21 protein-coding genes, 1 tRNA gene and 1 pseudogene are annotated in these 20990 nt (G+C 47.0%); 18 read left to right on the forward strand and 5 right to left on the reverse strand.

The genetic code is table 11. From position 1 onward, the window contains the following. Positions 1–254: 254 nt before the first annotated feature. The 3 genes from K7I13_RS10135 to deoD all read right to left on the reverse strand — a co-directional run bounded on the left by K7I13_RS10135 (position 255) and on the right by deoD (position 1387). Positions 255–338 (reverse strand) — tRNA-Leu (locus K7I13_RS10135). Positions 339–456: 118 nt separating this feature from the next. Next, positions 457–678, reverse strand: a complete 222-nt coding sequence (locus K7I13_RS10140; RefSeq protein WP_255945270.1) for a hypothetical protein — start codon at positions 676–678, stop codon at positions 457–459. Positions 679–682: 4 nt separating this feature from the next. Next, positions 683–1387, reverse strand: a complete 705-nt coding sequence (gene deoD, locus K7I13_RS10145) for a purine-nucleoside phosphorylase (RefSeq protein ID WP_255945272.1) — start codon at positions 1385–1387, stop codon at positions 683–685. Positions 1388–1567: 180 nt separating this feature from the next. Here deoD and K7I13_RS10150 point away from each other — a divergent pair, with 180 nt between their 5' ends. After that, the gene (locus K7I13_RS10150) at positions 1568–3760 is read left to right on the forward strand and encodes a DUF4954 family protein (RefSeq protein WP_255945274.1); all 2193 of its coding nucleotides are present in this window, start codon (positions 1568–1570) and stop codon (positions 3758–3760) included. A gap of 9 nt (positions 3761–3769) precedes the next feature. Here the strand turns inward: K7I13_RS10150 and alr are convergent. Further along, positions 3770–4896 (reverse strand): annotated as a pseudogene (gene alr / locus K7I13_RS10155) (alanine racemase). Positions 4897–5198: 302 nt separating this feature from the next. Between alr and K7I13_RS10160 the strand changes: the two are divergent. Further along, positions 5199–6371, forward strand: coding sequence for a hypothetical protein (locus K7I13_RS10160; protein WP_255945276.1), 1173 nt, complete (start codon positions 5199–5201; stop codon positions 6369–6371). A 47-nt stretch (positions 6372–6418) separates the two neighbouring features. Here the strand turns inward: K7I13_RS10160 and K7I13_RS10165 are convergent, their stop codons facing one another. Further along, a complete protein-coding gene (locus K7I13_RS10165; protein WP_255945289.1) occupies positions 6419–7414 on the reverse strand; it encodes a carboxylesterase family protein in 996 nt (331 codons plus the stop codon). Between the two features lie 460 nt (positions 7415–7874). Here K7I13_RS10165 and K7I13_RS10170 point away from each other — a divergent pair, with 460 nt between their 5' ends. From K7I13_RS10170 to K7I13_RS10250, 16 genes are all read left to right on the forward strand, one after another. After that, positions 7875–8795: a hypothetical protein gene (locus tag K7I13_RS10170; RefSeq protein ID WP_255945291.1), complete on the forward strand. Its 921-nt coding sequence runs from the start codon at positions 7875–7877 to the stop codon at positions 8793–8795. A gap of 109 nt (positions 8796–8904) precedes the next feature. Further along, positions 8905–9642: a hypothetical protein gene (locus K7I13_RS10175; protein ID WP_255945293.1), complete on the forward strand. Its 738-nt coding sequence runs from the start codon at positions 8905–8907 to the stop codon at positions 9640–9642. Positions 9643–9727: 85 nt separating this feature from the next. Then, positions 9728–10297: a M23 family metallopeptidase gene (locus K7I13_RS10180; RefSeq protein WP_255945295.1), complete on the forward strand. Its 570-nt coding sequence runs from the start codon at positions 9728–9730 to the stop codon at positions 10295–10297. A gap of 404 nt (positions 10298–10701) precedes the next feature. Continuing rightward, complete coding sequence (locus K7I13_RS10185) at positions 10702–10995, forward strand: sodium:solute symporter family transporter (protein ID WP_255945297.1); 294 nt, start codon at positions 10702–10704, stop codon at positions 10993–10995. After that, the gene (locus K7I13_RS10190; protein WP_255945299.1) at positions 10920–12170 is read left to right on the forward strand and encodes a sodium:solute symporter family protein; all 1251 of its coding nucleotides are present in this window, start codon (positions 10920–10922) and stop codon (positions 12168–12170) included. The genes K7I13_RS10185 and K7I13_RS10190 overlap by 76 nt, the downstream gene beginning before the upstream one ends. Positions 12171–12214: 44 nt before the next feature. Beyond that, positions 12215–13885 (forward strand): thiamine pyrophosphate-dependent enzyme, encoded by a 1671-nt coding sequence (locus K7I13_RS10195; protein ID WP_255945301.1) that lies wholly within the window; start codon positions 12215–12217, stop codon positions 13883–13885. 66 nt (positions 13886–13951) lie between these two features. After that, positions 13952–14683 carry a gluzincin family metallopeptidase gene (locus K7I13_RS10200; RefSeq protein ID WP_255945303.1) on the forward strand — a complete coding sequence of 244 codons (732 nt, stop codon included), beginning with the start codon at positions 13952–13954 and terminating at the stop codon, positions 14681–14683. After that, positions 14662–15816, forward strand: a complete 1155-nt coding sequence (locus K7I13_RS10205; protein WP_255945305.1) for a M3 family metallopeptidase — start codon at positions 14662–14664, stop codon at positions 15814–15816. The genes K7I13_RS10200 and K7I13_RS10205 overlap by 22 nt, the downstream gene beginning before the upstream one ends. A gap of 117 nt (positions 15817–15933) precedes the next feature. Beyond that, positions 15934–16500: an indolepyruvate oxidoreductase subunit beta gene (locus tag K7I13_RS10210; protein WP_255945307.1), complete on the forward strand. Its 567-nt coding sequence runs from the start codon at positions 15934–15936 to the stop codon at positions 16498–16500. A gap of 12 nt (positions 16501–16512) precedes the next feature. Next, on the forward strand, positions 16513–17025 hold the full coding sequence (locus K7I13_RS10215) for a phenylacetate--CoA ligase family protein (RefSeq protein WP_255945309.1): 513 nt from the start codon (positions 16513–16515) through the stop codon (positions 17023–17025). A 14-nt stretch (positions 17026–17039) separates the two neighbouring features. After that, on the forward strand, positions 17040–17438 hold the full coding sequence (locus tag K7I13_RS10220) for an AMP-binding protein (protein WP_255945311.1): 399 nt from the start codon (positions 17040–17042) through the stop codon (positions 17436–17438). Beyond that, complete coding sequence (locus K7I13_RS10225) at positions 17405–17833, forward strand: phenylacetate--CoA ligase family protein (RefSeq protein ID WP_255945313.1); 429 nt, start codon at positions 17405–17407, stop codon at positions 17831–17833. The genes K7I13_RS10220 and K7I13_RS10225 overlap by 34 nt, the downstream gene beginning before the upstream one ends. A gap of 65 nt (positions 17834–17898) precedes the next feature. Continuing rightward, the gene (locus tag K7I13_RS10230) at positions 17899–18687 is read left to right on the forward strand and encodes an HAD family hydrolase (RefSeq protein WP_255945315.1); all 789 of its coding nucleotides are present in this window, start codon (positions 17899–17901) and stop codon (positions 18685–18687) included. A 4-nt stretch (positions 18688–18691) separates the two neighbouring features. Continuing rightward, positions 18692–19612 (forward strand): helix-turn-helix transcriptional regulator, encoded by a 921-nt coding sequence (locus tag K7I13_RS10235; protein WP_255945317.1) that lies wholly within the window; start codon positions 18692–18694, stop codon positions 19610–19612. A gap of 60 nt (positions 19613–19672) precedes the next feature. Continuing rightward, positions 19673–20131: a GyrI-like domain-containing protein gene (locus tag K7I13_RS10240; RefSeq protein ID WP_255945319.1), complete on the forward strand. Its 459-nt coding sequence runs from the start codon at positions 19673–19675 to the stop codon at positions 20129–20131. Between the two features lie 364 nt (positions 20132–20495). Beyond that, on the forward strand, positions 20496–20918 hold the full coding sequence (locus K7I13_RS10250; protein ID WP_255945321.1) for a GyrI-like domain-containing protein: 423 nt from the start codon (positions 20496–20498) through the stop codon (positions 20916–20918). Positions 20919–20990 lie beyond the last annotated feature (72 nt).

Raw genomic sequence — 20990 nt, forward strand, 5'->3', positions numbered from 1 at the left:
AAAAAATAAAACATCATGATTATTGAAATGAATATCGGAACGTTCCGCTCACCTGCATCGTCTTTTTTACCAGTAACGAAAATACCCATAAAGCGGGTAAAAAAGTAGCAAAAATGTCACGCACCTGATACAGCTCAATTTTGTTTCTGATTAAAGATAATAACTAGTGTAGGGTTTTCTGTAACATGTATGGTTTATATCATCAGGAAGGGCGAAAAAAAATAAGTCCCTGCAATGCAGGGACTTATTTGCAATCCCCGGAAGAAGACTTGAACTTCCATGCCCTTGCGAGCACTAGTACCTGAAACTAGCGTGTCTACCAATTCCACCATCCGGGGGATAGAGGAAAGTGTACCTGAAACCGCTTGTACGTGTCAAGAATATTTTATATTTCCGCCTTTGCAGGGATAAAAAAGCCTGCCGTTTCCAAAAAGGACGGATTTTTACTGCCGCGGATCAGTTAGTGGGTTCGCTGAGCGATTCCGTTACGGGAAGACTTCCTGACTGGACCGATTCGGGAACAAGGGATGCCCGGTGTGCAAGCGCAATGGTAACAGCTGAAATAAAAGCAATAAAAATTACCAGAATAATAATAAATACAATTTTTTTTGCCGGTGAGGAAGACTTTTTCTTTCGCTTTGACGTTAATTCTATTTCGGTTGGCTGAGGATCTTTCATACTTTTATTCCCCGGAAAGCGCATCAAGGGCGATTTCCATCATTTTATTAAAGGTTTTCTGCCTTTCTTCGGCAGTTGTGGCCGTCCCTTTGGCAATATGGTCGGAAACGGTAAGGATTGCGAGCGCTTCGCGATTATAAAACGCGGCCAGTGTATACAGCTCTGCGGCTTCCATTTCAATGCCGAGAATGCCATACTGCGCCCAAAGCTTCCACGCTTCCTTATCATCGTAAAACATGTCCGAAGAAGCTACAGAGCCCACGAGCGGCGTTATTCCGGCAGTAGCGGCAGTTTCCCAGGCTTTTTTGAGAAGATTAAAGCTGGCCGTGGGCGCGAAATTCCTTCCTCCAAACCGGTAGCCATTAAGAGACGAGTCGGTACAGGCGCTCATCGCTATGACGATATCGCGGAGATTTGCAGACGGCTGTATCCCTCCGCAGGTTCCCACTCTGATTGCCCTTTTGACGCCGTAAAAGCGGAAAAGTTCATTGGCATAAATTGAAATAGATGGCTGGCCCATGCCGGTACCCTGCACGGAAATTCTTTTGCCCTTATATGTTCCGGTAAAACCGTACATTCCGCGGACTTCATTGTAACAGACAGGATTTTCCAGATATGTTTCAGCAATAAATTTTGCTCTCAGGGGGTCGCCGGGAAGCAGAATGTCTTCCGCAATTTCCCCGGGTTTTGCCCCTATATGTGTACTCATAAGCGCTCCTTTTTTTACTGGGTCCGGGAAATATTCCTGTTCCGGTTCAGGCTTCCCTCTGCTTTTTTATAAAATAATATAAAATTTCATTAATAAAAACCGAAATAGTTCTTTTGTTTAAAAAAAATCCGGGTTATAGGAATTGCAAGTTTATATAAACTAAGGATATATTGTATTATAATGAATGAAATATCAATACTGCCCGCCGACAAATTCGGGTATGATTTTGTATCCGCCGAATTTCTTGTACCCGGAGAAGATGAAAATTATTTCCGGAATATACAGAACACATCTGAAACAGTATGGCGGCAATTGCGCCCTGACGAAGTGGAAAAGCTGGAAAAAAACAGGAATATCTGTCCGAATTGGGAAGATGTTCTTGTGGAAGATCCCTTTAATCCGGATCTTGTAAAAGACAATTTTTTTGCCGGTCTCGTGCGGATTGGCGCAAACAGGGAGAGCTATCTCCAATACCATGACTTTGTGTCTCCTATCGGTATTACGCACAGCAGAATTATCTCCTCTGATATAGGAAGAGACTGTGCGATACATAACTGCGCAACAATTTCCCATTATATTATTGAAGACAGGGTGATTTTATTCTGTATTGATGAAATTACCACTACCAATCACGCGAAATTCGGCGAAGGAATTATAAAGGACGGCGAAAAAGAGGATGTCCGTATCTGGATTGACCCGATAAACGAAGCCGGAGGCCGGTCAATTCTTCCTTTCACGGAAATGATCTGTGCCGACGCCTATTTATGGGCTATATACCGTGATGACGCCGGATTAATGGAGCGGTTTAAGGAAATAACACAGGCCCAGTCTGATTCCCGCCGGGGATATTATGGTGTTATTGGACGCGAATCAATAATAAAAAGCTGCCAGATTATCAAAGATGTTCTGATAGGCCCCTGTGCATATATAAAGGGCGCGAACAAACTTAAAAATCTGACAATCAAATCCAGCAGGGATGAACCGACCCAGATCGGGGAGGGAGTTGAACTGGTTAACGGTATTATTGGGTTTGGCTGTCATGTTTTTTATGGCGTGAAAGCGGTCCGTTTTGTTCTGGGAAATAACTCAAACCTGAAATACGGCGCCCGGCTGATCCATTCCATTCTGGGAGATAATTCCACTATTTCCTGCTGCGAAGTCCTGAATAATCTTGTATTTCCTGGACATGAACAGCACCATAATAATTCCTTTCTTATCGCAACGCTTGTCATGGGCCAGTCGAATATGGCCGCCGGTTCAACGGTGGGTTCGAATCATAACAGCAGGGGAAACGACGGTGAAATAATAGCCGGCCGGGGTTTCTGGCCCGGCCTTTCCAGTACCCTGAAACATAATTGCCGTTTTGCCAGTTATACACTGCTCACCAAGGGCAGTTACCCTGCTGAAATGGATATTCCGTTTCCTTTCTGCATGGTACTGGAAAACAGAAAGGATGACAGGCTTGAAATTATGCCGGCTTATTACTGGATGTACAATATGTACGCGCTTGAGCGCAACAGCTGGAAATACCAGAACAGGGACAAACGGAAGCATATTGCCCAGCATATTGAAAATAACCATCTTGCGCCGGATACAGCCGGTGAAATATGTCACGCCTTAAAGCTTTTGGAACTCTGGACAGGCAAAGCCTGGTATGCCGCGGAAGGGCTGGACGCCTCCCTGATAGAAGACAGCAGCCTTGAGGAAAAGGGCAGGGCCATTCTGTCCAGCATGCCGGAACTGGCTGATGCGCTCTTTATTGGCGGTGAAAAAATAGAACGGACAACCAGGCCTGTCCGCATATTAAAAGCGGCCCGGGCCTGGCGGGCGTACCGGCAAATGCTCTTATACTATGGAGTAAAATCAATTGCCGAATATCTTTCCAAATTCGGAATACACTATGAATACTTTGCCGCGCAGGTCCCGGCAAATATAAACATGAAGTGGGTTAATCTGGGCGGACAGCTGGTTCCGGAAGAAAAGGTTGACGCCCTCCGCGCAGGAATACGTTCAGGGCTTTTTTCTTCGTGGGAAGAAATTCACCGGCAGTATGAAGACTGGTGGGCAGCCTATCCCCGTGACCGGTCCGAAAATGCCTATGCCGCACTGCGTCACCTGACCGGACAGCAGAATATCACGCCGGAAAAATGGAATGAATTACTCGATGAATCTCTCGGAATCCGGGAATATATTGAAGAACAGGTATATCTGACGAAGAAAAAAGATTATGCTAATCATTTCAGGGAAATAACCTACAGAAATACCGAAGAACGGGACGCCGTACTGGGAAGAGTGGAAGACAATCCTTTTATTAAAACGGCAAAAGAAGAAAGCGTTTTGTTCCGCGGGATGGTTGCTAAGGTCCGCGCCTGATTTCCTTTTTTAATTTCCGGCGTCTGTATATATCCTTGGTACCCGGGCGGAAATTCCGCAGGTAATTTCATAGGGTATTGTTTCCAGCATTTCGGCCAGGGTGGCTGCTGTATTGTCTTCGGGTCCGGGGCCGAAAATGGTCGCGCGGTCCCACAAGACGGCTTCCGGTTCCGGGCCTATATCTATCATACATTGGTCCATGCAGATTCTTCCGGCAATGGGGTAGCGTTTATCCTTTATCCGGACGGACAGGCCGGGAGACAGCCGGCGCGTGAGACCGTCAGCATACCCTACGGGAAGGGTTGCGATAAAGGTTTCTTTTTCAGCCGTCCAGGTCCTGCCGTATGAAATCGGCGTATGTGCCGGGACCTGTTTTATCGCGACAATTTGGGTTTCCAGCTCCATAACAGGTTTAAGCTGTATGAGTCCTTCCGTTTCCGGCGAGGGCGGATACCCGTATACCATTATGCCTGGTCTTACCATGTCGAAATGGGCTTCCGGATACCGCAGAATTCCTCCTGAAGCAGCCACATGCAATATTCCGGGATCAATACCGGCTTTTTTTATGGCATTGACGGAATCGTTGAATAAATCTATCTGATATTTTGAGAATTCCGCGTCATTGTCTCCGCAGGAATCCGAAACTGATAAATGGGAAGCGACCCCTCCCAGAATAAGGTTCTTTTTCCCGGCTATCAGCTCCGCAAGCTGAAGCGCTGCATCCGGCCGGCATCCGATCCGGCCCATTCCCGTATCAATTTTTATATGGACGGAAACCGTCTTATTCATGGCCGCTGCCGCCGTATTTATTGCTTCAACCAATCCGGCGTCGGCGACAAGGGGTGTCAGGCCGTATTCCGCAAGCAGGGGAATTTCTTCCGGTATCGGGAGACTGAAGGAAAGTATCCGGGCGTCTATCCCTGCTTCCCTCAATTCAATGCCTTCCTGAACAGAGGCAACGCCAAAAAAGATACTCCTTCCCGGAGGGATTCCTGCGCTATTCTGACTGCGCCGTGTCCATAGGCGTTTGCTTTAACAGGAATGCACAATTCCGTTTCCGGAGACACTTTTTTTCGGATTTCATTAATATTATAACGGAGATTTTCAAGATGAATCAGGGTCCGTGTTGCACGCATATCCGTTATTGTACCTATTTAAAAACCGGTGTGCAAGCCGTCCGTCCGGAGTGTTTTTTCCGTATACCGTGTGTCCGTAAATTTTACATTTTATCGGGTTACTTTATTTGCTGAAAAGCTGTTTTTATGTTATCATAAGCTGAAGTATTTATTCGGAGAAAGAAGTTATGTATCGTGTTTTATGTTTTTCCTGTATGTGTCTGTGCTTTGTGTCCTGTACATCTCTTTCCGGAATAAAATACCTCGCCGCAGAGCCGCGAGGTATTTTTCTCTCCCGAGGAATTGGTCTCGGGTTTAATACCATGGAACCTATAAAAACCGCTGCGGAGCAGCGAGGTATTAAACCCTCGCCTCGAATAAACAACAGGCAGAATCCTTTCCTTTATGGCGCCGGCTCGGCTGAGGACTCGGCTTTCCGGAACGATATATATCTGGCCCAGCGGAAAAATTCACAGGATACGGCTCCCGCTGAAACCCGGCAGATAAAAAAAATTCCCGCCGGCTATGAGCAGTATGCCGTTCTGCTGAATGACAGCCTCGCTCTTTTTGATTATGAGGGCGCCTTTTCCGCATATAACGAGATTTTTTCACTTCTGCAGAATGACGCGTCATTCCGGAAGGAAATTGATGAAAACAGAAACAAAATAATCAGGTCCCTTGATCTTCTGAGCATTGAAGCGGTTTCGTCTCCCGATGAAACCATCGCGGGCAGGGCCTTTAAAAAAGACTTTTCGGTAAAAATATCCGCTGAAAATGACGGAACAGTCCTGCCTGTTGCCGGACTATTGTGTGCTGTCTCCTGTCCGGCAAATCCCGAACCTTCCGGGGCGGCAGCGAAGCAGCTCAAAACGGACGGGAGCGGCGTCGTTTCCTTTTCCGCTCCGGTCCCCGCCTTTTCAGGAAAGAATAATCTGGTAATTTTCCCGGCCTTTGAAACCAGCGACCCTGTTCTGTCTGATTATATAAATAAAAAAATAGAATCAGGAACACTTTCCGCCATATTTCCGCATATTGTGGCTACAAACAAAAAAAGTATATCAACTTCCATTTCCATTCTTGATTATGACAGAAACGGGAAACCCGTTTTAAACAGCAATGTTTCATCAACAGCCCTTTTAATGCCTCTGGTGCAGAAAGGGTTCTCCAGAATAGGCATGGCGGATTTTCCGGGTCAGCTTGCCTCCGGGGATGAAGACGCGCTGATACGAGCGGCCGCGGCCCAATTCGGAACCGGCGTTCAGAGGTTAATTTACGGCACCGTGAAACTTACCGATATTTCGCAGGCCGAGGATACTTCCTGGAACTGTACCGCTGTCGCCAATATTTCCGTGTGGGATTTTACTTCCGCGGTGAAAACCTTTGAAACCGTAATAGACTATACAGCTACGGCGAAAACCGCGAACGCAGCCATTGACCTCGCGCGGAAAAAAATCAGCGGGGAAATGCTCCCTGAAGAACTCCTGTATAATCTGTAAAACACCCCGCGGCGGTCCGGGTTCTGCTCAGGACCGTTCATTCATATCTATTCCGTTGTATAGAATTCTTTTGACTGCTCAAACAGCCAGGTCCTTGCGGAGCTGAGTTTATAAGCGCAGTCAAAAGAATACATGTGTTCAACGAAGAAGTCAGGCTTCCCCGGATTAAAGGTTGCAGGTACAACGGTTCCCTTATTGAAACGGACAAAATTGATGCTGTGGCCTTTATGGATTAAGTCCAGCACATATTTTTCCTGTTCGGCGTCCGGGAGGCGGGCGGAAAATTTTGCTTCCCCGATTACCGCCCCCGATTTTTCCAGAATGCTCCGCAGTGAACCCATGCCCACAGAGGCTTTGGGGTCGGCTTCAGATATGATGTAGAAAAATTTCATGTTTGCGAGCGGAGCCAGCACGGAAGCATCCCACTGGCCGGCTACATACATGGACGCGGCAAATAAATCGGGATGGTTCGCGTTTATATAGAAGGCCATCATGCAGCCCATGGACTGCCCGGTAATATACAGCCTGGTTTCGTCAATGCTGTACTGGCCCGTAACATAGTCCAGCATCCGTAACGTCATGTCCAGTTCCCCGGATACCTGCCAGTCATCGTTTGTGACAGGGTCGGGACCGGCATACGCGGGAGCGAGAACAAAGGACGGGTTTTCCGACTGGCTTTCATCAGTTGCCCAAATGATAGCGCCATAGCCCTGCATCAGGGGCGCTTCCACACCTTTTCCGACGCAGCTTGCGTCATGCAGGAAAAGAACCAGCGGATAGTTCAGGTTTTCATCATAGTCTTCCGGTATGAAAAGATTGTACGCCAGTGTTCTTCCTGTTACCGTATCATGAAACTCGAACGCCTTGAATTTCGGGGCTATCTGCGCGCGAAGTTCCAGCAGTCCGGTGTCAAAGCTTTTATCGGCTCCTCCGTACGATGTATCCCAGGAGTCCGTTTGCTGTGTGGTTTTTGACGTTGCACAGCCGGTATTCAGCGCAATTACCGCAAGAATTGCCGAACCAAAAAGAAGAGCCCTTTTCATGGTATTCTCCCGCAAAAAAGTTTTCCCGCCAGGGCAGGATACTTTAAATATACGAAAAAACCCGCGTAAACCATAATACCGGTGTTTATCGGGTTAGGCCCTGTTCATTGTGAATTCGAGTGTTAAAGATATGTGCCAAGCCTGCTTCGCTATATATCTTTCAAGCAGAATATTCTTTAAAAAGCCTTAAAATGCATCTATTTGCCTTGACAGATTTTGAGGATAGTTTTTATACTTTCTCCAGTATAAAAATGCTGAATAAAATATATATGTTTTACATCAAAAGGCACGCTGGCAGCCATCGCGCAGGCCGTGTTCTATACGTTCATACTCCACTGAACATCATCCGTAATGTATCGCATTGATATACTGGTATCACAAACAGGTATGCATGATGAAAAAGCCTTCAGGGTGAAGGTATGTTTCGGGGGTATGGATAACCCAAAAAGGAAGACTAATAATGAAAATGCTGCTTAAAAAAATTGTGGAAATGGACTCATTTATTGAACACTACGGAGAACTTGAGCTGGAAGATCTGCTTGCGGTAAACGGCGGATACTCATCGAGTTCCGGCGGAGGAAAGTATTCGTCAAGCTCGAATATCGGTGGAGGCTCAGTGACTGTATCATCGGCAAACTACGGCGGTTCAAGCGGCGGAGGTTCAACGACCAGCGGCACGACCGGAACGGTCACCACGAGTGAGGCATCCCCATCATATTGCGCGCTGACGAGCGGACTTGAAGACTATGTATATCCGGGAGCTTCGTCGTCAACATATGGGGCCGGGTCAGGGTATGACGCGGCGACAGGAGGACTGGAACAGGATGAAAGTGGGGGTTCTTCGGATAGTTTTGCTTCGGGCGGTAATACAACTCTAAGTGGAGAAACTGTCACAGAACAAGGTGATGCACAAACAGGAAATGAAAGTACCCAGTATTTTAATCAACATGATTTTTCTACAGAATATGGTGAAAATTTTGGAAATGAAGCTTGTGCTGCTACCTCCATATTAAATGAAATCTCAGAACGATATACAGCGGAAACCGGGAATGTAATGACAACGGAACAAGCAGAGTCAGCTATGGCTGCTGCCGTCGGTGCGGGATATATCGATTCAACTGATGCGTTTGTAAACAGTTGGGGAGATGCAGCTAATAGCATGTGGGAATCAACTGGACTCACGGGTTCTTTTACTGTTAATGAAACAGGATCAGCTGATCATGTCATTTATGCTGAAGGTACCAGCAATTTTCCTACACATTTTACCAATTCTGCAGCGGATGGTACCTATTATGATCCATGGAATGGGGAAATTGGTATAGTTGGGGATACTTCATTACAACAGGATAGACCATACAGAGGTTTTGATTTTATCCCGTAATCAGGTGACAATATGGGTAATTTCTTTAATAGTAATATCAGAAAAAGTAAAACCAAAAAAGTTTTAAGTTTTTGATACCAGTAATATAATTATAAAAAGGAGAAGATTAATGTGTCGGATACAAAGAAAACAAATTATTCTGTCTTTAATTATTTTCATAATATCTATACAGATATGTTTTCCACAGAATTCATTTTTAAGCTATGAAGATGATGGATTGGTATTTCAATATCCTTCTGAACTTTTAGACTATAGTCAATTTCCTTTATTTCGTTCTTATGCAGATGAGTTAAACTATAGAAAAGGTAAAATCGTTTATAATGTAACAAAAATGGATATCGGAATGTTTCAGAAACAGAAAGAGTCTTTGTTATCAAAAGATATATTGAAAATAATTCAATCGAATAACAAAGTAACAGAAACAGATATATATGACTTATTTCAGAAAGGCGCAACATTTGTGTTGACAAAATACTTTTCAATGGCAGGACAAGTTAAGGAATCGTATGGATATGTTTATGATGGGGCAAAGCAGATACGCGGCGAAAGTTTCTTTAGCGCATCTTCTGAAGAATTATTGGCAAATGGGACTTATCAATATACAATCAATCTTTTATATAACGAGACGGTCTATAGCATAACGCTCAATCTCGTTAATACTGAAAAATTTAACCGCTTCCCTGACATTTTTGAACAGCGAAAGAATAAAAAATGGTATTGGAAGAGTCGGGAGTCACCTGCTCAATTTTATGAATTGCTGAGAATGCATGATAAGACATTGCCAAAACAGGTACTTGCATTGGAGCATGCATTTGAAATGATACTGTCAACTATAGAATTTAAATGAGAAACGAGAAAATTTATCATTGTCATATTATCAGTTTCAGATATTAAGGCGTTGTTCTTTCAAGTTGATAAAAGGACGTCAGCCTATGAAACAAAAAACAATTCTGACAAAACTCTTGTTCATCTGTATCCTGTGTGGACTTTCTGCGGAAAGTAATAGGTTTAAGTTACTGACCACGGAGGAAGCACAGAATCTGGTAAGAGATCAGTCTGCCGCGCGCAGCGAACTGGAATATCTGCGAAGCGAAACAGACACCGAAAAATCAGAGGTATCTGAAACTCTGTTTGTCCTTCTGCCTGATGAAATGGTTGCTGATATTGTGGGTTATGAAAAAAATAAATTCAGTATCCGTATGCCTCGAGGCATCCCTGTATATCCATTGTGGGATGGATATACAGTCAGTTTACGTTATAGTATTTCTGATGGAAATTTTATAACTATACAAAGTAGAGATATTATTATCGATTATACAAATCTTACACATATACTAATCGCGCGATCAAGACAAGACGAAATCAAATCAAGTGAACTGATAGCATATTCAGGAATGACTGGGCCAATACTTGAGCCCCAGCTCGGCATCAGGATAGAGGCGGCTGAGGACAGTGACAGGGATTACGCTATCTATCTTATAACCAGCAAATCGCTGAAATAGGGCAGGACCTGTATAATTATTTATTTCAAACCCATAATTTTAAGATTTATATAATAAACCTTCCAAATGTTTATGATTCTCTGGCGATTTCTAAATTATTACACCCGTTGGTATAACTGTAAAAAAACAGGTATTGTCCGTCTTTTAAAATCAGGCGGCAGGGATTCTGTATGATGCTTAACATATAAAAAATCATACACCCCCCCGTCTTATCTGCGGAATTATATGGCCGCATACTTATTATAACACTTATTATAAGTGTTATAATAAGTATGGAGATACAGCCGGACTCTGAGGCGTTTGAAAACGGGGGAACGCGCCGCAAAGCCTGGCCGCTTCAAAATGTTTACATGGAATAATATAATAGTATATACTTTCATTATATTTATCAGTTGGAGCATTGAATGTACAGTCTTGTCCTGCTTCTTTTATTTTTAGCCGTAATGGTTGCCGTCGGTGTCTGGGGAATGCGGAAAACCACCACCGTTAATGATTTCTTTCTGGGCGGAAGGACGCTCGGACCCTGGCTGTCCGCCTTTGCCTACGGCACCACATATTTTTCCGCGGTCATATTCATCGGCTTTGCGGGCAAACAGGGCTGGGAATTCGGCCTGAACTCTATATGGATTGGCGTTGCGAACGCAATACTCGGGCCATGCTTGCCTGGATTGTTCTTGGAAAGCGTACCCGGCGCATGACCCAGAATCTTGATGTTATGACCATGCCGGAATTCCTGGAAGCCCGCTATGGTTCCGACCATCTCAAAATGATTTCGGCCGTCATGATTTTTGTTTTTCTTCTGCCGTATTCGGCTTCGGTTTTCAAGGGGTTGGGACACCTTTTCGAATCGACTTTCAAGGTTTCCTATGATTTCGCCCTTATCGTTCTGGTAGGAATAACAGGCCTGTACCTGATTCTGGGCGGTTATTTTGCGGTGACGCTTACCGATTTTATCCAGGGCATTATCATGCTTGCCGGCGCGACCGCAATGGTGATTGTGCTTGTGTATAAGGCGGGCGGTCCTGCCGAGGCCGTGACAAATGTTGCGAAAAACTACGCCGAGCATGTTCCTCCGGAGACGAGACCTTCCCTGCTTACTATAGGGTCGCTGGTTTTTATGACCAGTTTCGGTACCTGGGGGCTTCCCCAGATGGTGCAGAAATTTTACGCGATCAAGGACGAAAAAGTTATCGGAAAGGCTACTGTGATTACGACCATTTTTTCACTGATTATCGGAGTCGCCGCTTATTCCGCAGGCTCGCTCAGCCATGTTTTCTTCGACCTTGAGTCCGTTCCCAGGCTCGACTCCGGCGGTATCAATTTCGATTTGATTATGCCCACTCTCCTCGCGAATTATCTGCCGGAATTTCTCCTGGCTGTAATAATGCTTCTTGTCCTTTCCGCTTCAATGTCTTCGCTCGCTTCCATGATCCTGGTTTCGTCTTCGGCGATAACCATTGATCTGTATAAGGGATATCTGAATCCTGATGTGTCCGAGAAAACTTCGCTTATACTTATCAGGGTGCTGAGCGGTGTTTTTATTATCTGTTCATACGCGATTTCAAAGATGCAGGTCGGCTTTATCGTTACCCTTATGTCTCTTTCCTGGGGAGTTCTTTCGGGCGGGTTTATGGCCCCCTATATCCTCGGGATTTTCTGGAAACGGGTAACAAAGGCCGGGGCCTATGCCGGACTTTTTACCGGTGCGGGTCTTGCCATTCTGCTTTTCTTTGTACTTGGCCCCGAGAATTCTCCGCTTGCGTCCAGTATTGCCATGATCGCGCCCTTTATTGTTGTGCCTCTGGTAAGTCTGGTAACGCCGAAGATGGACGGAGCGATTATTGAAACTGCTTTCAGAAAACCGCAGCCCTGACGCTGTCGTGATATTATATATGATGCTTTTTTGAGGTTAAAAATATGAAAGAAATGGTTTTGCTGGGCGATGAAGCCCTTGCGCTCGGCGCGCTTCACGCGGGAGTTTCCGGCTGTTTTGGCTATCCCGGAACACCTTCCACGGAGATTCTGGAGTATCTTATTGAAAATTATGAAAAAAACGGCGGACCCCTTGCACAGTGGTGCGTAAACGAAAAGACAGCGTATGAGACGGCCCTCGGATTTTCCTTTTCCGGAAAACGTACGATTGTGACAATGAAACATGTCGGCCTCAATGTTGCGGCCGATCCTTTTATGAATTCTTCTCTCTGCGGAATCAAGGGCGGACTGATCTGTGTTGTTGCCGATGATCCTTCCATGCATTCCAGTCAGGGGGAGCAGGACACCCGGTTTTACGCCGACTTTGCCATGGTGCCCCTTTTTGAACCTGTCAACCAGCAGGAAGCGTATGAAATGGTTGGCGAAGCTTTTGAAATTTCAGAAAAATTCAATGTGCCTGTCATTATGCGTATGGTCACCCGGCTCGCGCATTCCCGGGCGGTTGTCCATGCCTCCGATACGGCCCGGCCGGAAAATCCGCTCGAAAAAGGGAAGCCCGAAGACTGGATGCTCCTCCCCGCGCTTGCCCGGAAAAACTACAATAAAATGCTCGACAAGCAGCCTGCCCTCGGTTCCTGGGCAGACGGGTACGGCAGAAATATTCTGAACATTAATTCCGGGCGGAAAGACCTCGCTATTATAACGAGCGGTCTGGGGCTTAATTATTTTCAGGAAAACCTGGCTGATTACAAGGCCCTGTGCGGCGACGCCGGACTTCCGTCCACCCTGCATATTTCAACCCTGCCGGTCCCTGCAGGTCTTGTACTGAAGCTGTCCGAGGCGGCCGAGACCATCATGGTAATTGAAGAGGGTATGCCCTTTATAGAAAAACAGCTGCGCGGTATTATTCCCGGCAAAAATAAAATTACCGGAAAATATACCGGACTCCTCCCCCGCGCCGGCGAGCTGAACCCGGATATTGTCCGCAAGGCTCTTGGTCTCGCTCCAAAGGCATCCGTGCAGGATTCCATGGACCAGTCCGGACTTCCGGGCCGGCCGCCCCAGTTGTGCAAGGGCTGTCCGCATACGGATTCCTATACAGCCTTGAACCAGACTGTCGCGATTCTGAATGAAAAAGAAGGAAAGGTTTCAACGGTTGTCGCCGCGGATATAGGCTGTTATGCGCTTGGAGCCTCGGCCCCGCTCAAGGCAATTGAGACAATTGTATGTATGGGGGCTTCTATCGGTATGGCAAGAGGCGCTTCGGATGCGGGGTATAAATATACCTTCGGCGTTATCGGCGATTCCACATTCCTTCATTCGGGCCTGACCGGAATTGTTGACGCAGTTGCTTCCAATACTCCGATGACCGTTATCATTCTTGACAATTCTATTGTCGCCATGACCGGCTGCCAGCCTACAATGCTGCCGTCAAGCCAGTTTGAAAAAATAGTCGCCGGCCTTGGTGTTGATCCGGCCCATATACGGACCCTTTCCGCGAGTCCCGCAAAACTTGAAGAAAATACAAAAGCGCTTGTTGAAGAGGCCGAGTACAGGGGCCTTTCAGTTATAATTATGGTCCGTGAATGCCTCGAGGCTTTCCGTCTCCGGAGAAAAAAGGAAGCCCTGGAAAAGGGCCCGGCGGAAAATAGCTGAAGAATATGATCCCCGGCAGGGACGCCGGCAAAACATACCCGCAGAATAAACGAGGAGGGACATGATATGAATCAGACTGATAACGCACAGCAATCGCGGAACGGCGTGGCGCCGCGCTGGCAGCTGGATTCGGTTTTTCCCGGCTTTAATTCGGCGGAATATGATGAGGCAAAAAAAACAGTAACAGGCTTTCTGGCGGAAATGGAAAAGCGCCTTGAACATTTTGCGCAGTCTGCCGGAGAAAAACCGGACGATGAAAAAGCCGGCTGGTTTTTTGATTTTCTCAGCCTGAATGATGAGTATCTGCTTTTGCAGGAAACCCTGGCCTCATACTGTTATGCCCGGTATTCAACAAATACCGAAGACAAACAGGCCCTGAATGAGCTGAATGCGGTGGAACAGATTACACAGCCTTATGCGCGTATTTTTGTGAATTTTGCCGACACAATTGCAGCCCATGAAAATTTTCTCCGGGACAAAACGCAGACTGATTTCAGGTTTCATGATTACACATATTATATTGACCATCTTCTTTTCTGGCAGAAAAAACAGATGTCTCCGGCTGAAGAAGACCTTGCCGCCGATCTCGCGCGTTCGGGAGGCGATGCCTGGAACAGACTGCATTCCCAGCTTACTTCTACGGCGGACTGTCTATGGGTCCGGAAAACCGGAGAGCGCAAAACGCTGACCGAACTCAGGTCTCTTGCCTATCACCCCAGCCGTTCCGTGAGGAAAAAGCTTTTCTTAAAGAACAGGAAGTATGCCGGTCAATTGCATTGCCAGTCGCGGCGGCGCTGAACGGCGTGAAGGGGACCGGGATAACACTGAACAGCCGCCGCCACTGGGAGAAAAAATCAGACGCGGGCTGCCCTTCTCTTGATAAGGCGGTGAAACAGGGCGAGCTGTCCCCGAAAACACTGGAAGCCCTTATTGCTGCGATGGAAGAATCTCTTCCGCGCTGGCGGCAATATCTCAGGGCAAAAGCCTCGCTGCTGAAAATCGACGCCTGTGCCTTTTATGATCTTTTCGCTCCGGTGGGTGGCCAGGGCCCGGTCTATGACTGGAAAAAGGCCAGGGCAACGCTTTTGGAAGATTTTTTTTCTTTTTCCCCCCGTATGGGTACTTTTGTTAACCGGGCCTTCGCGTCATCATGGATAGATGCCGAGCCGCGAAGGGGAAAAGTCGGCGGGGCTTATATGACCGGAATGCCCGCAAAAAAGGAGCCAAGGATACTGTGCAATTTTGATAATACCTTTAACAGTGTTATGACTCTTGCGCACGAACTCGGCCATGCCTTTCATTTTGATGTAATGAAAAATCTCCCTGGCAGCCAGCAGGGTGTTCCCATGACACTGGCTGAAACAGCTTCAACCTTTTCGGAAACGATTATATTTAACGCCGAGCTGAAAAAAAACACGAGAAAAAGTTTCCGGCTCGGTTTACTTGAAAAACATTTACAGGACGGCTGCCAGATTATAGTTGATATACTTTCAAGGTTTTATTTTGAAAAGGAGGTCTTTGCCCTGCGTGAAAAAGGCGAACTTCCCGCGGATGAATTCTGCCGCATTATGGCTGACGCCCAGAAAAAAACCTATGGCGACGGTCTCGATCCTGAAAACCTGCACCCGTATATGTGGCTGGTCAAGAGTCATTATTATTCCAGCGGCCTTGCGTTTTATAATTTTCCTTATGCATTTGGACAGCTCCTCGGAATGGCCCTGTATTCGAGATATCTTTCCGAAGGGAGCGGCTTTGCGGAAACCTATGAAAGTATTCTGCTTGCCACCGGAAGTATGGATGCCGTAGCCCTTACAGCATCCGCAGGATTTAACATTGAAGATATATCATTCTGGAGATCGGGGCTTGAAATTTTCTATAATGAAATTGATGATTTTTGCGCACTGGCGGAAACGCATGCTGCGGCAGGATAAAATAATATGGAAGGGCTCCGGTCTTTCCGTTTCCGGAAACGGAACATAAATATAAGTATTGCGGAAAGGCCTGCGGCTATTCCGCTGCCGATGAAAGAAAAGAAACAGGAGTAAGTTATGACATTTGATATTATCCTTGCCGGTGTTGGAGGCCAGGGAGTCCTTTCGATTGCTTCAATTATTGCGCGGGCCGCTATGATAGACGGCTATGAAGTAAGGCAGTCGGAAGTACATGGCATGAGCCAGCGCGGCGGCGGCGTCCAGGCGCATATGCGCATATCCGACCGGAAAATACATTCCGATCTGATACCTTCAGGCGGAGCCGACATGGTTCTTGCTATGGAGCCGCTTGAAAGCCTCCGCTATCTGTCATATTTAAAGCCGGAAGGAATTCTTATAACCGCCGCCGAACCTTTTGTTAATATTTCAAACTATCCTGAAATTGAAACTGTATATGCCGGGATCCGTAAACTGCCGCGGCACCGTATTGTCCATGCCGAAGAACTGGCAAAGGAAGCCGGAAACGCCAAGTCCGTTAATGTAGTATTAATCGGTTCCGCTATTGCTTCTCTTCCTCTGACCGATAAGGCGGTGGCGCAAAGTGTCCATGATACTTTCGCAAAGAAAGATCCAAGACTTATTGAAATAAATATGAAAGCCCTTGAACTCGGTGAAAAGGCCTGAACGGAGAAGATGATGTCGGAACAGCAAACAATTCCCTTTTGGGATAAACAGATAGAAACCGCCTCCCGTGAAGAAATCGGGAAAATACAGCTCGAGGGTTTACGGCGGCAGATTGAACAGGGCATGAAAACGGAATTTTACCGGCCCCGTCTTGTAGAAGCGGGAATTACTTCCCCGGAGGATATCCAGTCGCTCAGCGATATACGTAAACTTCCGTTTACAACAAAAAATGATCTGCGTGAAGCCTATCCGTACGGACTCCTGGCCGTTCCGCAGGACGATGTGGTAAGGCTTCATGCTTCGAGCGGAACTACCGGTACGCCGACCGTTATTTTTCTTACCCAAAAAGATATTGATACTGCCAGCGATACTATGGCGCGGGCGCTCGCTTCCGTGGGCGGTTCAAAAAAAGATGTTATACAGAATATGATGTCGTACGGCCTGTTTACCGGCGGTATGTGTTTCCATTACGGCGCTGAACGCCTGGGCGCGATGGTTATTCCTACAGGGCGGGAAATACCCTGAGGCAGCTTAAATTCATGAAAGATTTCGGAACAACCATGATCCACGCCACGCCGAGTTATCTTCTCCATCTTCACGCGGCCATAGAAGGTGAAGGATATGACCGTTCGGAATTTAAACTGCGCAAGGCAATAACAGGCGCGGAACCCCACTCGGAAGAACTCCGCAGAAAAATACAGAATAAATTAGGCATTCATATATACAACTGTTATGGCATGAGCGAACTCAATGGCCCCGGAGTCGCCTTCGAATGTATTTTCCAGACTGGAATGCATATCTGGGAAGACCGCTATATTGCGGAAATCCTCAATCCCGAAACTTTTGAGCCGGTGGGGAAGGTGAAACCGGGGAACTGGTTGTCACTATTTTATGCCGGGACGCGATGCCCCTTATCCGTTACCGCACGCGTGACCTGACCAGTTTTGTTCCCGGAATTTGCGAATGCGGCAGAACCCACCGCCGTCTTGCCCGCTTTACGGGACGTACGGATGATATGCTTATAATTAACGGGGCAAATGTTTTCCCCAGCCAGATTGAGGAAGTGCTTTTGCGGACAAAGGGAGTAGGCGCCAATTATTTTATAATCGTTACAAAAGAAGGCGTGCTCGACCGTCTTACCGTGCAGGTTGAAATCACTCCCGAAATGTTTGCCGATGACTCCAGGGTGATCAATGCGCTCCGGCGCCGGCTCGAGAATGAAATAGCCGCGCTTATTACCATTAATCCGGTCGTTGAAATCAAACAGCCCGGTTCCCTGCCTGTTTCCGAAGGCAAGGCAAAACGGGTTGAGGACAGACGGCCGCAGGAATAGATCCCGGACCAGGCCCTTTCATTGGCCGGTCCCGGTAATATGGTTATAGTTTGGAGACAAGGCTTATGGATTACGACGGATACATTCCAGACCGCTTTATGTTATACATTTTTGACCTCGACGGGACCCTGCTTGATTCTCTTGCTGATCTGACTCTCTCGGTGAACATCCTTCTGAGACGCTGTGAACTTCCTCCTGTCGGAAGCGAAACCGTCCGGCGCTGTGTCGGGACCGGCGCACGCAATCTTCTGTTCAGGGCTTTTATTTTTTCCGCGAAACAGGCGGTCGCTGAAATGAGCAGTGATGATTTATACCGACTGGACAACTGCCTTTCCGAAATTATCTGGAGCGATGTGCTTGATGATCCTGATCCCCTGACTGCGAATGAACGGGCCGACCGTTATCCTCTTTTTGATACGCTCATCACCCAGATGCTTCCCGGATATCAGACAATATATTTACAACACTGTACGGACAATACTTCATTTTATCCCGGAATACGCAGCTGGCTGGATACACTTCTTACCCGGGGGAAAACCCTTGCAGTACTTTCGAATAAACCGGATGCAGCGGCGAAAAAAATAATCAGCGCGCTGAAAGCGGACGGCCTGTTCTCCGTAATAATGGGGCCAGACCGGATACAGACCCTGAAACCGGACCCTGCAGGAATTTTTTCGATAATGACTGAAACGGAAATACCCGCGGACAAAACCCTAATGATAGGCGATTCTGCCATTGATATTGCCACCGGCAAAAACGCCGGCGTGGCTGCCTGCGGCATAACCGGAGGCCTCGGATCGGAAGCTGAATTGACAGGGGTGAATCCCGATATAGTGATCAGACGCCGGGAATAATGACATGCAGATACACCGTCTTTTTCAGATAGTATATATTCTTCTTGGGCAGGAGCAGACCACGGCGGCGGAACTTGCGGAGAAGCTTGAAGTATCCGTCAGGACTATTTACCGGGATATAGAAATACTTTCCGGGGCCGGCATCCCGCTATACGGACTTCAGGGAAAGGGCGGAGGCATCAGACTCATGGATACCTTTACTCTTGACCGATCTTTTTTTTCGGAAAGCGAGCAGAATGAAATCCTCTATGCGCTCCGGAGTCTTCAGGCAACAGGGGCCGCCGACGAGTCGTCCGTTATTGAAAAAATAGGAGGCCTGTTCAGAAAAACGGGGACAAACTGGATCGAAATAGATTTTTCTCCCTGGTCCACGGGTTTCGGTACGCATGAAATTTTCACACTTCTCAAAAACGCCATTTTCGGGCAGAAGGAAATAACCTTCACCTATTATAATACATCAGGAGAAAAAACCGGACGCACTGCAATACCTGTCAAACTGTTTTTTAAAAGCAGGAGCTGGTATGTGTATGCTTTTTGTACCACCAGGCAGGATTGGCGGTTTTTCAAAATAAGCAGGATGAAAGATATTTCAGTTCTGCCGGAAAAGCCCGCAGGCCGGGTACCTTCCGTTCCGCGGTTTGAAAATGAAGAAAAAATCCCGTATACAGAAGTCCGTCTCGAACTGCTTTTTAAAGCGGAATGCGCTTTCAGGGTATATGATGAATTCGATCCTCTTTCCGTCACCCAGCTTGCGGACGGCAGTCTGCGGGTTTCCGTTGCTTTTCCCGATGACTCCTGGGTGTGCAGCTATCTTCTTTCTTACGGAGACTCGGTAACGGTTCTTTCTCCCGAGCATATCGCCGCCCGGCTTCTGGAACAGGCGGAAAAAGTTTCGGAAAAATACAAAAATATTTCTGAAACCTGACAGACTTGTGTCAGGTTTTTCCTGTTATAGTGGAACCAGAAACTATCCCAGGAGGAATATATGGAATATGAAAAGGTTCGACTGTCCGCAAAAAAAGTGGCAGGCGTGTTAATCCGCACCAATAATCACGACGCAGGAATGGGTGAAAAAATAGGCGGGGCGTGGAAGCAGTTTTACGCCAGCCTGTATCCCTTGCTGCCGGCGGTCCCGGATGCAAAGGCGATCGGCTTGTATACAAACTACGCGGGAGACGCGGACAGTGATTATGACATGCTGGCCTGCTGCGAGGTCCGGTCTGACGCCTCTCTGCCTGTGGGCTCCGCTTCCGCGGAAATTCCTGCCGGAATCTATGCCCGCTTTATTGTGAGAGGCGATGTACAGAAAGATGTCGCGGCTTTCTGGAAACGCCTCTGGAAGATGGATCTAAACCGGGCATATACCGCAGATTTTGAGGAATACCAGAATAACGGTGATATGACTAACTGTGAGATCCACATATATATTGCGCTGAAGGAATAACTGGGCGGGAACATATTCCGGTCATACAGCAGCTATTGAACAGACCGGTCTGTGTTTACACACGCAAAATGCAAGACAGACAGCAGCGACGCGGGAGGTATGGGATGCAGGAAACGGGAAAGAAAAAAGATTACAGAAAGGAATACAGGGATTTATATACACCGAAAAAGGAACCTTCGCTCATTGAAGTACCCGCAATCAATTTCGTCATGGTGAGCGGAAAGGGCGACCCCAATGAAACCGGCGGCGAATACCAGCAAACGATGGGAATTCACTATGGCCTGTATTTTACCATAAAGATGAGCAGAAAAAACGGGACCCAGCTTCCCGGATATTTTGATTATGCAATGCCTCCCTTGAAGGATTGTGGTGGCTCGAGCGCGATGGCAGGGATATCCAGTATGATTTTACGGGAAACAAGCGTGAATTCCGCTGGATATCAATGGTCCGTCAGCCGGAATTCGTCACCCCGGAAATATTTTCCTGGGCCTGTGATATTCTGAAAAAGAAACGGCCCGAGCTTGATTTTTCAAAGGCCCGTTTTGAAACATACACGGAAGGACTTTGTGTTCAGATTATGCACCAGGGTCCCTATGATGACGAACCGGCTTCCATGAAAAAGATGGAAGAATTTGTTGCCGCGAACAATCTCGAAATTGCCATAGGAAAAAAGTCGCCGGAAGGTCTTGTTCTGCGGCACCATGAAATTTATCTTAACGACCCGAGAAAAACTGCGGCAAAGAATTTGAAAACAGTGCTGCGGCATCCGGTAAGGAAGCTTCAGTAAAACTGTCATATTGCGGCCCGGAAAAATTAGCGGTCTGATGTGAACCGGATTTACCGGCCGCTGGATTGCGTA

Source organism: Brucepastera parasyntrophica, assembly GCF_022376835.1.
GTDB classification, from domain to species: domain Bacteria; phylum Spirochaetota; class Spirochaetia; order Treponematales; family Treponemataceae; genus Brucepastera; species Brucepastera parasyntrophica.